This window comes from Aeromonas sp. s9, from assembly GCF_040907765.1.
GTDB classification, from domain to species: Bacteria; Pseudomonadota; Gammaproteobacteria; order Enterobacterales; family Aeromonadaceae; genus Aeromonas; species Aeromonas caviae.
The window spans coordinates 1-14,451 of record NZ_JBFOCK010000070.1 but is presented as its reverse complement, the minus strand read 5'-3'; the positions used below and the strand labels follow the sequence as shown (position 1 = coordinate 14,451).

Sequence of the window (14,451 nt, the reverse complement as noted above, 5' to 3'; positions counted from 1 at the left end):
GACAACATCAAAGTTGCCCCGCAGATCCACCTCTATCCTGATGCCTTGTCGCTCATGGGCAATGAACGTGTCAGCTCAGTTCGTAACGCAGCCAGTGGTGCAGGGCCTGCACGGTATCAAAGTGAAGGTCGGCGCCCCAGAGGGCCGGGTCCTCGTCATCATTGAGATAACCCCAGCCAGCCACCGCGGTACGCATGCCGGCATTGCGGCCAGCCTCGATGTCGCGCACGTGATCCCCCACATAGAGACACTGGCTCGCCGCGATGCCGAGCCGCTCGCAGGCAAAGAACATGGGGGCGGGGTCGGGCTTGCGCACCGGCAAGGTGTCGGCGCTCACCGTCACGCCGCAACTGGCGAGTTCAGGCAGGGCTGCCAGGAGCGGTTCGGTGAGAAAACCCGGCTTGTTGGTGACAATGCCCCAGGGCAGCTTTTTCTCGTCGAGCCACTCGATGAGATCCACCATGCCTTCATAGGGGCGGGTGCCGACGCAGAGGTTGGCGGCGTAGTAGTCGAGCAGGGCGGTGCGAAGGCGGGTGGCCCCCAGCTCCTCGAGCAGCTCGTCACCAAGACCGGCCCTGAGCAGCCCGAGGGCCCCGTGGGAGGTGGTCTGGCGGATGATGTCGTCAGAGAGCGGAGCAAAGCCTTCGCTTATCAGCACGTGATTGACGGCGGCGCCAAGGTCTGGGGCGGTGTCGAGCAGGGTGCCGTCCAGATCAAACAGCACGCAGCCAAGGGGCATCGGGTGAGGTGTGCTCATCAGCCTTGCTCCGGGCGCTCGAACGCCACCATGTAGTTGACGTCGACATTCTTGCCGAGCTTGAAGCTGTTGGAGAGCGGGGCGTAGTGAACGCCGCTCATGTCCCGCACCAGGAGGCCCGCCGCTCCCCCCATGCGACACAGTTCGGCGGGGGTGATGAACTTCTTGTGGTCGTGGGTACCCTTGGGGACCATCTTCAACAGGTACTCGGCCCCGAGGATCATCATCAGATAGGCTTTGGGGTTGCGGTTGATGGTGGAGACGAACACCTTGCCCCCCGGCCGTACCAGGGTGGCGATGGCGCGCAGCACCGAGGCCGGGTCCGGCACGTGCTCCAGCATCTCCATGCAGGTAACCACGTCATACTGGCCCGGCGCCTCATCGGCGTGGGCTTCGGCGGTGATCTGGCGGTACTCGAGTTCCACGCCCGCCTCGAGGGCATGGAGGCGGGCGACCCCGAGGGGCTCCTTGCCCATGTCGATGCCGGTGACCTTGGCCCCCCGGCGGGCCATGCTCTCGGAGAGGATGCCGCCACCGCAGCCGATGTCGAGCACGCGCTTGCCAAACAGGCCGCCGCTCTTGTCGGTGATCCAGTCAAGGCGCACCGGGTTGATTTGATGCAGCGGCTTGAATTCGCCCTCCATGTCCCACCAGCGGGAGGCGATGGCTTCAAATTTGGCGATTTCTGTCAGATCGACATTGGCATCACTATTCATGTTTTGATGATCCTGTGGCAAGGCGCGCAGCGGGCTGGGCGCGCGCAATCTATTGTCCTGGCGGGCATTATAACGGACCGACCTCGTCGCACCAGCCCGATGTGCTCATCGGATTTGTGGCTTAATGTATTTGGCTCAGTGTGTTACCATGTCGCGCTGTTTAAGCCAAAGAACAACTAATTAGGGATTAAGGCTTTCTATGAGCGATCTGGCCAGAGAGATCACGCCGGTCAACATCGAAGAAGAGCTCAAGAGTTCCTATCTGGATTACGCCATGAGCGTGATCGTAGGACGAGCTCTGCCGGATGTGCGTGATGGCTTGAAACCGGTTCACCGCCGCGTTCTGTATGCAATGAACGAGCTGGGGAACGACTGGAACAAGCCCTATAAAAAATCGGCCCGTGTGGTCGGTGACGTAATCGGTAAATATCACCCGCATGGCGACAGCGCCGTGTATGACACCATCGTCCGGATGGCGCAGGATTTCTCCATGCGCTACATGCTGGTCGACGGTCAGGGCAACTTCGGTTCGGTGGACGGCGACAACGCCGCGGCCATGCGTTACACCGAAGTGCGGATGGCGCGCATCTCCCACGAGCTGCTGGCCGATCTGGACAAAGAGACCGTGGACTGGGTGCCGAACTACGACGGTACCGAGATGATCCCGGCTGTCATGCCCACCAAGGTCCCAACCTTGCTGGTCAACGGCTCCTCCGGTATCGCGGTGGGCATGGCGACCAACATCCCGCCTCACAACCTCACCGAGATTGTCAACGGCTGCCTGGCGCTGATCGAAAACGGCGACCTCACCATTGACGAGCTGATGACCCATGTCACCGGCCCGGATTTCCCCACCGGCGGCATCATCAACGGTCGTTCCGGCATCGTGCAGGCGTACCGTACCGGTCGCGGCTCCGTCTATGTGCGGGCCAAGGCTGAAGTGGAGGTGGACGAGAAGACCAGTCGCGAGACCATCATCGTCCACGAGATCCCCTATCAGGTGAACAAGGCTCGCCTGATCGAGAAGATCGCCGAGCTGGTCAAAGAGAAGAAAATCGAGGGCATCAGCGCCCTGCGCGATGAGTCTGACAAAGACGGCATGCGCATCGTCATCGAGATCAAGCGCGGCGAGTCCGGCGAGATTGTGCTGAACAATCTCTACAAGCACACCCAGATGCAGACCACGTTCGGCATCAACATGGTGGCGCTGGACAACAACCAGCCCAAGGTGATGAACCTCAAAGAGATCCTGGATGCGTTCCTGCTGCACCGCCGTGAAGTGGTGACCCGCCGGACCGTGTTCGAACTGCGCAAGGCGCGGGATCGGGCGCACATCCTGGAAGGGTTGGCGGTGGCATTGGCCAACATCGACCCCATCATCGAGCTCATTCGCCACAGTGCGACCCCGGCGGATGCGAAAGCCGCCCTGGTAGCCAAGGGCTGGGAACTCGGCAACGTGGCCGCCATGCTGGAAAAAGCGGGCGACGACGCGGCTCGCCCCGAGTGGCTGGAGCCGGAGTTCGGCATCCGTGAAGGGCAGTACTTCCTGACCGAGATCCAGGCCCAGGCCATCCTTGACCTGCGTCTGCACAAGCTGACCGGCCTCGAGCACGAGAAGATCCTGGAAGAGTACCAGTCTCTTCTGGATCTCATCGCCGAGCTGTTGCACATCCTGGCAAGCCCCGAGCGCCTGATGGAAGTGATCCGTGACGAACTGCTGGCCGTGCGCGAGCAGTACGGCGACGAGCGTCGCACCGAGATCAGCATGTCCAGTGCCGAGATCAACATCGAAGATCTGATCACCCCGGAAGACGTGGTCGTTACCTTGTCTCACCAGGGCTATGTGAAGTATCAGCCGCTCTCCGACTACGAGGCCCAGCGCCGCGGTGGTCGTGGCAAGTCGGCCACCCGGATCAAGGAAGAGGACTTTGTGGAGCGTCTGCTGGTGGCCAACACCCACGACACCATTCTGTGCTTCTCCACCCGTGGCAAGGTCTACTGGCTCAAGGTGTATCAATTGCCGGAGGCGTCCCGTGGCGCCCGCGGTCGTCCGATCATCAACCTGCTACCGCTGGATGAGGGTGAGCGCATCACCGCCATCCTGCCGGTGAAAGAATATGACGCCGACAAGTATGTGTTCTTCGCCACCGCCAACGGCACCGTGAAGAAGACCAGCCTGTCCGACTTCAGCCGTCCGCTCTCCTCCGGTATCCGTGCCATCAATCTCAAAGAGGGTGATGAGCTGATCGGGGTGGACATCACCGATGGCAGCAACGAGATCATGCTGTTCTCCGATGCGGGCAAGGTGGTTCGCTTCGCGGAAGGCAGCGGTCGTGCCGATGCCGATGCCACTGACGAGGTCGACACCGATGACGACGCCAGCAACGACGATGACGGCAGCGACAACGGCGAAGGCACCGAAAGCAAGGGCACCTTCAAGGGCGTACGTCCCATGGGTCGTACCGCTGCTGGCGTGCGCGGCATCAAGCTGGGCGCCGGTGACAAGGTGGTCTCCCTCATCGTGCCCCGTGGTGATGGTGCCATCCTCACCGCCACCGAGAACGGCTACGGCAAGCGTACCGCGTTGGACGAGTACCCGACCAAGAGCCGTGGTACCCAGGGCGTCATCTCCATCAAGGTGGATGAGCGCAACGGCAAGGTGATCGATGCGATCCAGGTCGAAGATACCGACCAGATCATGCTGATCACCAACGGCGGTACCCTGGTTCGTACCCGGGTGTCCGAGGTGAGCGTCATCGGCCGCAACACCGGCGGTGTGCGTCTGATCCGTACCGGTGAAGACGAGACCGTAGTCGGTCTGCAGCGCGTTGCCGAGAGCGACGAAGAGGAAACCGAGGCCCTGGCTGTTGAAGGGGAGGTGTCTGAAGGCACCGACACCGCAGCGGACGCTGGCGCCGTCGATACCGGGGAGGCGGGCGACGAGTAATCGTCCCCCTTTGTCCGGTGCAAAAGAGCGACCTTGATGGTCGCTCTTTTTTTGTCCGCCTCACCGCAGGCTCTCCCCGTCCCTGTGCTTGCCCTGGCGCCCTCTTTTCTGCTGCCAGGCTCCGTCTGCCGTGCATGCAGCCCTGCCTGCCACGGCGTCATCTTCCTGATATGCAGGGTTGGTCCCATCGCATCAACACGATTCCTTCACTCGGCTGTCATGGCCCTGTCATGACGGCCAGCCATGCTGCCTGCGTTGAATGAGGCCACCACAGAGGCAGGCATCGCTTGCCAGGAGCACTGTTATGACGAGCTGGGTAATGTGGGAAATCTGGTGGAGCCGGATGTGGGGAGGGCAGGAGAAGGCGCGCCTTAGGGTGGATGAGGAGGAGGTGGCGCACGAGCCATCACGCCTGCCTGCGGAGCTGATTGCACAGCGCCACCCAGCGGGGAGCTGCCCGCCGAGACCACGGGGCTGACGGTGCTCAGAACAGACGCAACTGCTCGCCCGGGCGGATGAAGGCGGCTGTATTGAGTGCTATATGGCGCTTGCCCAGTTGCAGCCGCCTGCTGATCAGGCGAAAGCGCTGGGCGAGCAGGTCGGCAAACAGTCCTTCACCTCGCATGCGGCTGCCAAAGGTGGCGCTGTTGAGTGAGCCACCCCGGCTTGCCCGCAGCTGGTTGAGGATCGCCTCTTTCTGGCCGGGATAGTGCGTATCGAGCCAGTCGCAAAAGAGGGTGGTGAGCTCGTGGGGCAATCGCAGCAAGATGTAATCCGCACCGCCCGCCCCGGCGTCGACGGCGGCCTTGATGATCTGTTCCAGTTCAGGCTCGTTGAGCCTGGGGATCATGGGGGCGGCGAGCACGCCGACCGGCACACCGGCCTTGGCCAGTCGTTCGATCACCTTGATCCGCCCAACCCCCGTGCTGGCCCTGGGCTCCAACTGTCGCCTCAGCGTCTCATTGAGGGTGGTGACCGACACCATCACCTGGCATAACCCTTCTCGGGCCAGCTCGGTCAGCAGATCGAGGTCGCGCAGGATCATGGCGCTCTTGGTGATGAGCCCTACCGGATGGCGATGAGCCAGCATCACCGTCAGGAGTTCACGAGTCAGGCGATAGTGGTGCTCGATGGGTTGATAGGGATCGGTATTGGCCCCCAGCACGATGGTTTGTGGCTGATAGGCTGGTTTGGCAAACTCCCGTCGCAGCAGCTCGGCAGCATTGATTTTGGCAAACAGCTTGCGCTCGAAATCCAGCCCGGGGGAGAGCTCAAGGTAGGCGTGGCTGGGTCTGGCATAGCAGTAGATGCAGCCATGCTCGCACCCCTGATAGGGATTGATGGAGCGACCGAAGGGAAGATCCGGCGAATCGTTGTAGCTGATGATGCTGCGGGCGCTGATCTCCGTCACCTCGGTGCGGGGAGCGCTGGCGGCAAATGCCGCGTCCCAGTCGCTCTGACTCCAGCCGTCGTCAACTGGTTCGATTTGCGGGCCGCTGAAGCGGTGCTCGACATTGTGGTTCGCGCCTCGTCCTGCCATCACATCACCAATGCACTGTTTATATATACAGTTATTTTGCTGTGTAGCCCCTCAAACTGCAAGTTCGCAAAGAGCGACCCCATGAAAGAGGGTGAACCCAGGTGATCTCCTGCTTGATCTGTTGCTACATTTCGTTTACATAGACGAAATGCGAACCAGATCACGGAAAATGTCATGCAACCTACTATCGCCCGCTGGCTCTTCATCGCCCTCATTGCGCTGGTCATCTGGCGTCTGATCCCGCTCTCCACCGATCAGGAGCTGGCGGCGGCCAACCGCGCCTGGCGGACAGGGCACTTTGATGAGGCGACCCGGATCTGGTCGCCGCTGGCGGATCAGGGCCAGCCACGGGCACAGGCGCTGATGGGTTGGAGCCATGAAGTGGGGCAGGGGAGCGAGCAGGATATGGATCGCGCCATCCGACTCTATCGTCAGGCTGCGCAGGCTGGGGACGCTTTCGGCCAGTATCGGCTGGGAGAGGTCTATCTGCGCGGGGCCGGGGTGAAGCGGGATCTGCACGAGGCGTTTCGCTGGATGCAGCTGGCAGCCAGGAACGGTGATGTGCCCGCCATGCTGAAGGTGGGCATCCTGCACCTGATGGGGGTCAACGGGCGGGTTGAACTGGCCGAGGCGAAGCAGTGGCTCTATCAGGCCTCGCAAAAGGGCAACAAGATGGCACTCCAGGTATTGCAGGAGATGGCGCTGGCCGAGGAGGGACGCAGCGCCTTCGATTTCAATGGCCACTCTTTTCTGAACGCCGGTTAGGGATCAACGGCTGGCGATGACTTTGCCGGGCGTCACGTCCGTGACATAGAGGGTACTGCGCTCGGCACTGTGGACGATGCTGCATACCTCCCGCTTGCAGCCATCGCCCAGGATCACCAGCTCACCGATATGGACGGGACAGTGAGTCGTGAGAAGGTGATCCGGATGAACCAGCTTTTCTGCATGCTCAGGAAATGAAATGTCGTAGGTGTACATCATGCTCTCCTTGCTTTGGCTGACGCCTCAATCTGGTACAGGGTATGGCAGCAGAAGGGCGCCCTCGCAAGTAGGACAGGTTGACACCCGCGCTTAGGCGGTATGCAAAATCGCCAAGACAGCTTGTCTGGGTTGTCGCGTCTGATACAATCCCCCGCTGTACCTCTCAATGGATGGCCTTGCACACGCCATATGGTGTGCCACTGCCGTGTACCAACCGTATTGTGAACGGTGAAACTCGGGAGTGAACAGCTGGACATGAAAGGGTTTCTCCAACCTGCATGTGGCCTTTGGTAGGGGTCACCACTGTATAAGGAAACACCTAATGCCAATCATTACTCTGCCTGACGGCAGCCAACGTCAATTTGCCCACGCCGTTTCCGTCATGGATGTGGCCGCGGACATCGGTCCCGGTCTTGCCAAGGCGTGCATTGCCGGTCGGGTAAACGGTGAACTGGTGGATGCCTGCGAGCTGATCGAAGCCGATGCCTCCCTGGCCATCATCACCGCCAAAGACGAAGAAGGTCTGGACATTCTGCGCCACTCCTGTGCTCACCTGCTGGGTCATGCCATCAAGCAACTCTGGCCCCAGACCAAGATGGCCATCGGTCCCGTCATCGACAACGGTTTCTACTACGACATCGATCTCGACCGCACCCTGACCGACGAAGATCTGGCTGCCCTGGAAGAGCGCATGCTGGCGCTGGCCGCCAAGGATTACGACGTCATCAAGAAGAAGGTCTCCTGGCAGGAAGCGCGCGACGTGTTCGAAGCCCGTGGCGAGACCTACAAGGTCGAGATCCTGGATCAGAACATTGCCCGTGATGACCAGCCCGGTCTTTATCATCACGAAGAGTACATCGACATGTGTCGCGGCCCGCACGTGCCCAACATGCGTCATTGCCACCATTTCAAGTTGCAGAAGATGTCCGGCGCCTACTGGCGCGGCGACTCCAACAACAAGATGCTGCAGCGCATCTACGGCACCGCCTGGGCCGACAAGAAGCAGCTCAAGGCCTATTTGCAGCGTCTGGAAGAGGCCGCCAAGCGCGACCACCGCAAGATAGGCAAGCAGCTCGACCTGTACCACATGCAGGAAGAAGCGCCGGGCATGGTGTTCTGGCACAACGATGGTTGGACCATTTTCCGCGAGTTGGAAACCTTCATCCGTGGCAAGCTCAAAGAGTACGACTATCAGGAAGTGAAAGGCCCCTTCATGATGGATCGCGTGCTGTGGGAGCGTTCAGGTCACTGGGAGAAATACGCCCAGGCCATGTTCACCACCCAGTCCGAAAACCGCGAGTACGCCATCAAGCCGATGAACTGCCCGGGTCACGTGCAGATTTTCAACCAGGGTCTGAAATCCTACCGCGATCTGCCGTTGCGCATGGCCGAGTTCGGCTCCTGCCACCGCAACGAGCCGTCAGGCTCCCTGCACGGCCTGATGCGGGTACGGGGTTTCACCCAGGATGACGCCCACATCTTCTGTACCGAAGAGCAGATCATGGAAGAGGTGTCTGCGTGCATCCGCATGGTCTATGACGTCTACGGCACCTTCGGTTTCGAAAACATCGTGGTCAAGCTCTCGACCCGTCCGGAGCAGCGTATCGGCTCTGATGAAGCCTGGGATCGTGCCGAGGCCGCGCTGGCCGAGGCGCTGGAACTCAACGGCCTGAAGTACGACCTGCAACCGGGCGAGGGGGCTTTCTACGGTCCCAAGATCGAGTTCACCCTGCACGATTGCCTTGATCGTGCCTGGCAGTGTGGTACCGTGCAGCTCGACTTTGCCCTGCCGGGCCGTCTTGGCGCCACCTATGTGGGCGAAGACAACGAGCGCCACATCCCCGTGATGATCCACCGCGCCATTCTGGGCTCGCTGGAGCGCTTCATCGGGATCCTGACGGAAGAGTACGCCGGTCTGTTCCCGACCTGGCTGGCTCCGACCCAGGCCGTGGTCATGAATATCACGGATAACCAGGCCGATTATGCTGTGAAAGTTGCCAAGGCATTGAATGATGCGGGCCTTCGCGCAAAAGCGGACTTGAGAAATGAGAAGATTGGCTTTAAAATCCGCGAGCATACTTTGAAGCGAGTACCCTTCATGCTGGTCTGCGGCGACAAAGAAGTAGAAGCCGGCAAGATTGCAGTGCGTACTCGTAAAGGGGCTGACCTGGGCTCTTATCCTGTTGAAGAGCTGATTGCTCTGTTGACCCAGGAAGTTCAGACCCGCGGACAAAAGAAAGTGGAGGAATAAGCTATAAAAGGCGGAAAAAAACTGGGCAAGCAACCGCAAGCCCGCGCTCACCGGATCAATGAAGAGATCCGTCTGAAAGAAGTTCGTCTGACTGGTCTGGATGGTGAAGCCATTGGCATCACCTCCATTCAGGATGCGCTGAACTTGGCCCTTGAGGCTGGAGTGGATCTGGTCGAGATCAGTCCGAACGCTGAGCCGCCCGTTTGCCGGATCATGGATTACGGCAAATTCCTCTACGAAAAGAGCAAGACCACCAAAGAACAGAAGAAAAAGCAGAAAGTCGTCCAGGTCAAGGAAATCAAATTCCGTCCTGGCACAGACGAAGGCGACTATCAGGTAAAACTACGCAACCTGGTTCGCTTTCTGGAAGACGGGGACAAGGCAAAGGTCACTCTGCGCTTCCGTGGTCGTGAAATGGCCCACCAGGATCTTGGTATCAAGGTTCTCGAGCGCGTCAAGAACGATCTGGAAGAGCTGGCTGTAGTCGAATCGTTCCCGAAAGTCGAAGGCCGTCAAGCTGTGATGGTCCTCGCACCCAAGAAGAAATCTTAAGGCCCACAAGAAATTGACTCATGGGGCTGGCCCCATGAGTCGGTTCGCCTTGCGATTTTGTTGTCACTCACAATGCGGAGTATGAAATGCCGAAGATGAAAACCAACCGGGGCGCCGCAAAGCGCTTCAAGAAGACTGGCTCAGGTCGCTTCAAGTGCAAGCACAACCACCTGCGTCACATCCTGACCAAGAAGAGCAGCAAGCGTAAGCGTCAGCTGGGACCGAAGTTCTTTGTTTCCGCTGCCGACCACAAACGTGTTGTCGCTTGTCTGCCGTACGCATAAGGGGGGATGTGAAAAATGCCAAGAGTTAAACGTGGTGTGACCGCTCGCGCTCGTCACAAGAAAGTAATGAAAGCCGCCAAGGGTTACTACGGCGCCCGTTCCCGTGTCTACCGCGTAGCGGTACAAGCGGTAACCAAAGCTGGTCAGTATGCCTACCGTGACCGTCGCCAGAAGAAGCGTCAGTTCCGTCAACTGTGGATTGCACGTATCAACGCTGCAGCCCGTCAGAACGGCCTGTCCTACAGCCGTCTGATCGACGGTCTGAAGAAGGCTTCCATCGAGATCGATCGCAAGATCCTGTCCGATATCGCCGTTCACGACAAGCTGGCTTTCACCGCCCTGGTTGAAAAAGCTAAAGCAGCTCTGGTCTAATCCAGCTCTGTTATAAAAATAAAGGAGGCTCAGGCCTCCTTTTTTGTATCTGTAAAGTGATGATTTAATTGAAATTTATTTTTTGTGTCCACCATATGTCCACAGCTTTAGGGAAAGTGCGAACAAGTATCCCACGAACAAAAAATGAAAATTTTAGTCATTTAATATCAATGGGTTACCATTAAATGCTCTCGTGCCATATGACTTATTCGCACCTTCCTTAGGGGACAAACAACGATTCATTTTGTGTGGGCAGCTGAATAGCCAGATAGAGATCTTCTACGGGCCACGTAATTCTCTCTCGTGTAAGTACCTTCAAGTTGGGAGTCAGTCATGACTGCTGCAAGGCTGGTCTCTGATGTTGCCGCCGCAGCCATCGGACGTTGGCCCGACCTGCTGACCGCTGTCGGTATCGACACCCCGTTCAGTGGTAAGCATGGGCCTTGCCCTGCCTGTGGCGGTAAAGATCGGTTCAGATTCGACAACAAAGGTGAGCGTGGCACTTGGATTTGCAACCAGTGCGGTGCTGGGGATGGGCTTGGTCTGGTGGGCAAAGTGACCGGCAAGCTGCCAAAGGAGGTCGCCGAGTTGTTGGCCCCGTTGGTGGGGCTGTCTGCTGGTGGCCTTGATCCTGCCGAGCGGGAGCGCATCCACCAGCAACAGCAAGCTAGAGCCGAGGCTGAGGCCAAGCGGAACGAACAGCAACGGCAGAAAGCCGCTCGTCGTGCCGTAGCCATTCTGCGCGAGTGTGAGCCGGGGCCGTCCCCCTATCTGACCGCCAAGGCACTTGGCAGCATGTCTGCGCTGATTAACCGGTATGTGATCGCCGTGGGGACGCTGACTTTCCCGGCCGGTTCGCTGGTGGTGCCGCTGACCGATGAGAAGGGCGAGTTGGTGAACGTTCAGCTCATTGATGATCGGGGTAGCAAAAGCTATCTGGCAGGTGGACGCAAGGCTGGTGCTTTCCACCGCATTGAGGGTGGGGAGCTGGTGGCTGTCGTAGAGGGGGTCGCCACCGGGCTATCTGTTCACTTGGCTACTGGGGCTACCGTTTATTGCGCGATGGATGCCGGTAATCTGCTGGCCGTGGCCAAGATAGCTAGACTCCTTCACCCGAACGCCCAGATCCTGCTTTGTGGCGACAACGACACCACCACACCGGGCAATCCCGGTAAGACCAAGGCCGAACAGGCCGCCGCAGCTGTGGGAGCGCTGATGGCCCTACCGCCTGAGTTTTCAGGAGATTGGAACGACTACCACCAAGCCATTGGGCTGGATGAGACAAGACAAGCAATCATGACCTTGGTCAACCCTGATGAAGGCCAGAGGGTCGACACAACAACATCCACCAGCCATCCCAACGACGCCAGCCAGAGAGAGGGGGCTGAGGTGATCCCCCTTCCCCCTGAACCGAAGGCCACCAGCCCGGAACGCGAGCAGGGTCTACCTCATGGCTTCGAGATCAGGGGGGATCGCCTCTGTGTCTGGGAGCTGGTGGGCCGGGGCGAGGGTGCCCGGCAAGAGCTGGTGCCTATATCCAGCCCGATCTGGGTACTGGCCGAGACCGCCGATGAGCATGGGGGCGGCTATGGCCGGTTGCTGGAGTGGCAGGACAGCGCCGGGCGGGTGCGCCAGTGGGCGATGCCGATACGCTCCCTGGTGCCGCGCAACGGTGACGAGGTATTCGCCGCTCTGTTAGATGCGGGTTTGCCGTTCGTCGAACTGGGTCACAAGCGCAAGCTGAGCGCCTACCTTATGGCCTGCCAGCCTAAGCGGCGGATCACCTGTGTGGAGCGCACCGGCTGGCATGGCTATGCCTACGTGCTACCGCAAGGTGCTATCGGGCTAGACGTCGAGGGGGTGATCCTGCAAACCACGGGCTACTCCGCCAGCGACTTTACCGAGCGCGGCACCCTGGCTGAGTGGCAACAGGGGATTGCCTCGCTGGCCGTGGGTAACTCCCGCCTCTGCTTTGCCCTGTCGTTGGCCTTTGCTGCGCCGCTGCTGGCGCTGGTCGGCATGGAAGGCGGTGGCTTTCACCTAAAGGGTGAGAGCACCGACGGCAAGACCACCATCATGAAGGTCGCCGCTAGTGTTTACGGCAACCCGGATCGCTACAGCCAGACATGGCGGGCGACCGGCAATGCCATCGAAGGGATCGCCAGTCGCCGTAATGACGCACTGCTTTGCCTGGACGAGTTGGGAGAACTGGACGGCCGTGAGGCAGGGCAGGTGGCCTATATGCTGGCGAATGGGCAGGGCAAGGGCCGCAGCAAGCAGGATGGGGAGCTACGGGAGCGCAAGGCGTGGCGGCTGCTGTTCCTCTCCACTGGGGAACTGAGCCTTGAAGATCATGCGTCCGAGTCAGGCAAGAAAACCCAGGCGGGTATGGAGGTGCGCACCATCCAGATCCCGAGCGATACCGGCCACCACGGCGCATTTGAATGGCTGCATGGCGTGGTTGATGGGCGCACCTTTGCCGACACCCTCAAGGCCAACGCAGAGCGTCAGCACGGCACCGCCTTTCGGGCGCTGGTGGCTGGGCTGGCTGCCGACATGGAGCAGCACCGCGAGCACCTGAGAAGTGAGATCCAGCGCTTTGCCGCCGAGCTGACCCCGAAGGGGGCGGGCAACCAGGTTGGCCGAGCCATTAACAGATTCGCGCTGGTGGCCGCAGCCGGAGCGCTGGCAACCCGGCTAGGCGTCACGGGCTGGCCCGAGGGAGAGGCGAGCAGGGCGGTGCGGATCTGCCTCAAGGCGTGGCTAGCCGAGCGGGGCCACCTGGGCAACAAGGAGGATGCTGCCACCCTGGAGCAGGTACGCAGGTTCGTCACGGCCCACCAGTACACCCGCTTTGCCGACTGGTTCGACACCAACCACCGCCCGGCCAACATGGTCGGCTATCGCCGAATGGAAGCGGAGGGGGTGAGCTTCTATGTGCTGCCACCCGGCTGGGCCGAGATCACCAAGGGGCGCGACCCCAAGCGAGCGGCGCGGCTGTGCCTTGAGGCGGGTTATCTGCTGACAGGCAAGGACAAGAAGCGGTTACAGCGCCAAGCAAGGCTGCCCGGCATGGGGACGAAGGGATGGGTCTACCTGCTGAGCGAGCGGGTATTGGCCGACGAGGCGGAAGGGCCGGAGGACTAAGGACGCCAGCCAGAAGGAAGCAGAGGGTCGCTATGTGTGGCCCTTTGCTTTTCTGCCTCATGCGCGTGTGAAGAACAAGATAAAAGTGGTGGATACAGTGGGTACAAGACTACCGAATGGGCCTGTAAGCCTTATGTCGCAAGGGATGGATCTGTACCGGTAATCCCCCCGAAAAACTGAGGTGCTCATAAGTAGAATTTTCTCGTATCTTGAACGCAGGAGGTTCTACATGAAAACATCACGCTTTAGCGATGCACAGATCATCGCCATCCTCAAGCAGGCCGAGTCTGGTTCACCCGTCCCTGAGCTCTGCCGTGAGCATGGCATCAGCTCCGCCACCTTCTACAAGTGGCGCTCCAAATTCGGTGGCATGGATGCCTCTCTCATGGCGCGCCTCAAAGAGCTGGAAGAGGAAAATCGTCGCCTTAAGAAGATGTATGCCGAGGAGCGCCTAAAGGCTGAGATCATCTCCGAGGCGATGGCAAAAAAGTGGTGACGCCATCTGCCCGCAGGGAGATGGCGACCAAGGCTGTGGCTCATTACGCCATTTCTATCCGTCTGGCTTGCCAGGTGTTCAAGGTGAGCGAGGGTTGCTACCGTTATCAGCCCGTGCTGGCTGATGAAAACCAGGAGATTGCCGACTGGCTGCTGCGCCTCACCGCCAACCAGCGCAACTGGGGTTTCGGACTGTGCTTCCTGTACCTGCGTAACGTCAAAGGCTTTGGCTGGAACCACAAGCGGGTCTACCGGATCTATCGGGCGCTAGAGCTCAATCTGCGGATAAAACCCAAGAAGCGGCTAGTGCGGGCCAAGCCGGAGCCGTTGGCAGTCCCTGACCAACCGAATCACTGTTGGTCGATGGACTTTATGCATGACCAGCTCAGCGATGGTCGTTCGGTGC

Annotated in this window: 11 protein-coding genes and 1 pseudogene; 8 read left to right on the top strand and 4 right to left on the bottom strand. The window is 59.8% G+C overall.

Going from position 1 to position 14,451, the window contains the following annotated elements:
- Positions 1–70: 70 nt before the first annotated feature.
- Together AB5Y54_RS14520 and ubiG are read right to left on the bottom strand one after the other, a co-directional pair.
- Positions 71–757 carry an HAD family hydrolase gene (locus tag AB5Y54_RS14520; RefSeq protein WP_029314563.1) on the bottom strand — a complete coding sequence of 229 codons (687 nt, stop codon included), beginning with the start codon at positions 755–757 and terminating at the stop codon, positions 71–73.
- Positions 757–1,473 carry a bifunctional 2-polyprenyl-6-hydroxyphenol methylase/3-demethylubiquinol 3-O-methyltransferase UbiG gene (ubiG, locus tag AB5Y54_RS14515; RefSeq protein WP_162540553.1) on the bottom strand — a complete coding sequence of 239 codons (717 nt, stop codon included), beginning with the start codon at positions 1,471–1,473 and terminating at the stop codon, positions 757–759. Before ubiG ends, AB5Y54_RS14520 begins: the two co-directional genes overlap by 1 nt.
- 199 nt (positions 1,474–1,672) lie before the next feature.
- Here ubiG and gyrA point away from each other — a divergent pair, with 199 nt between their 5' ends.
- Positions 1,673–4,420 carry a DNA topoisomerase (ATP-hydrolyzing) subunit A gene (gene gyrA / locus AB5Y54_RS14510; RefSeq protein ID WP_109112313.1) on the top strand — a complete coding sequence of 916 codons (2,748 nt, stop codon included), beginning with the start codon at positions 1,673–1,675 and terminating at the stop codon, positions 4,418–4,420.
- 484 nt (positions 4,421–4,904) lie between these two features.
- Here the strand turns inward: gyrA and AB5Y54_RS14505 are convergent, their stop codons facing one another.
- Complete coding sequence (locus AB5Y54_RS14505) at positions 4,905–5,960, bottom strand: PA0069 family radical SAM protein (protein WP_109112312.1); 1,056 nt, start codon at positions 5,958–5,960, stop codon at positions 4,905–4,907.
- Between the two features lie 174 nt (positions 5,961–6,134).
- Between AB5Y54_RS14505 and AB5Y54_RS14500 the strand changes: the two genes are divergently transcribed.
- Positions 6,135–6,725 carry a tetratricopeptide repeat protein gene (locus AB5Y54_RS14500; protein WP_162540552.1) on the top strand — a complete coding sequence of 197 codons (591 nt, stop codon included), beginning with the start codon at positions 6,135–6,137 and terminating at the stop codon, positions 6,723–6,725.
- Positions 6,726–6,728: 3 nt separating this feature from the next.
- Here the strand turns inward: AB5Y54_RS14500 and AB5Y54_RS14495 are convergent, their stop codons facing one another.
- On the bottom strand, positions 6,729–6,941 hold the full coding sequence (locus AB5Y54_RS14495) for a hypothetical protein (RefSeq protein WP_109112310.1): 213 nt from the start codon (positions 6,939–6,941) through the stop codon (positions 6,729–6,731).
- Positions 6,942–7,266: 325 nt separating this feature from the next.
- Between AB5Y54_RS14495 and thrS the strand changes: the two genes are divergently transcribed.
- The 6 genes and pseudogenes from thrS to AB5Y54_RS14465 form a co-directional block, all read left to right on the top strand.
- Positions 7,267–9,195, top strand: coding sequence for a threonine--tRNA ligase (gene thrS / locus AB5Y54_RS14490; protein ID WP_010674801.1), 1,929 nt, complete (start codon positions 7,267–7,269; stop codon positions 9,193–9,195).
- A 21-nt stretch (positions 9,196–9,216) separates the two neighbouring features.
- Entirely contained in the window at positions 9,217–9,747 is a 531-nt protein-coding gene (gene infC / locus AB5Y54_RS14485) for a translation initiation factor IF-3 (protein ID WP_185219337.1), read from the top strand.
- An 86-nt stretch (positions 9,748–9,833) separates the two neighbouring features.
- Complete coding sequence (gene rpmI, locus AB5Y54_RS14480; RefSeq protein WP_005300673.1) at positions 9,834–10,031, top strand: 50S ribosomal protein L35; 198 nt, start codon at positions 9,834–9,836, stop codon at positions 10,029–10,031.
- A gap of 15 nt (positions 10,032–10,046) precedes the next feature.
- Positions 10,047–10,403 carry a 50S ribosomal protein L20 gene (gene rplT, locus AB5Y54_RS14475; protein ID WP_010674800.1) on the top strand — a complete coding sequence of 119 codons (357 nt, stop codon included), beginning with the start codon at positions 10,047–10,049 and terminating at the stop codon, positions 10,401–10,403.
- 333 nt (positions 10,404–10,736) lie between these two features.
- Positions 10,737–13,550, top strand: coding sequence for a DUF927 domain-containing protein (locus AB5Y54_RS14470; RefSeq protein WP_368153942.1), 2,814 nt, complete (start codon positions 10,737–10,739; stop codon positions 13,548–13,550).
- A 229-nt stretch (positions 13,551–13,779) separates the two neighbouring features.
- Positions 13,780–14,451, top strand: a pseudogene (locus tag AB5Y54_RS14465) (IS3-like element ISAs22 family transposase); the annotation flags it as partial.

Excerpts from the sequence above, each read along its gene's own strand:
- AB5Y54_RS14520 (WP_029314563.1), bottom strand. The coding sequence starts at position 757 with ATGAGCACACCTCACCCGATGCCCCTTGGCTGCGTGCTGTTTGATCTG.
- ubiG (WP_162540553.1), bottom strand. The coding sequence starts at position 1,473 with ATGAATAGTGATGCCAATGTCGATCTGACAGAAATCGCCAAATTTGAA.
- gyrA (WP_109112313.1), top strand. The coding sequence starts at position 1,673 with ATGAGCGATCTGGCCAGAGAGATCACGCCGGTCAACATCGAAGAAGAG.
- AB5Y54_RS14505 (WP_109112312.1), bottom strand. The coding sequence starts at position 5,960 with ATGGCAGGACGAGGCGCGAACCACAATGTCGAGCACCGCTTCAGCGGC.
- AB5Y54_RS14500 (WP_162540552.1), top strand. The coding sequence starts at position 6,135 with ATGCAACCTACTATCGCCCGCTGGCTCTTCATCGCCCTCATTGCGCTG.
- AB5Y54_RS14495 (WP_109112310.1), bottom strand. The coding sequence starts at position 6,941 with ATGTACACCTACGACATTTCATTTCCTGAGCATGCAGAAAAGCTGGTT.
- thrS (WP_010674801.1), top strand. The coding sequence starts at position 7,267 with ATGCCAATCATTACTCTGCCTGACGGCAGCCAACGTCAATTTGCCCAC.
- rpmI (WP_005300673.1), top strand. The coding sequence starts at position 9,834 with ATGCCGAAGATGAAAACCAACCGGGGCGCCGCAAAGCGCTTCAAGAAG.
- rplT (WP_010674800.1), top strand. The coding sequence starts at position 10,047 with ATGCCAAGAGTTAAACGTGGTGTGACCGCTCGCGCTCGTCACAAGAAA.
- AB5Y54_RS14470 (WP_368153942.1), top strand. The coding sequence starts at position 10,737 with ATGACTGCTGCAAGGCTGGTCTCTGATGTTGCCGCCGCAGCCATCGGA.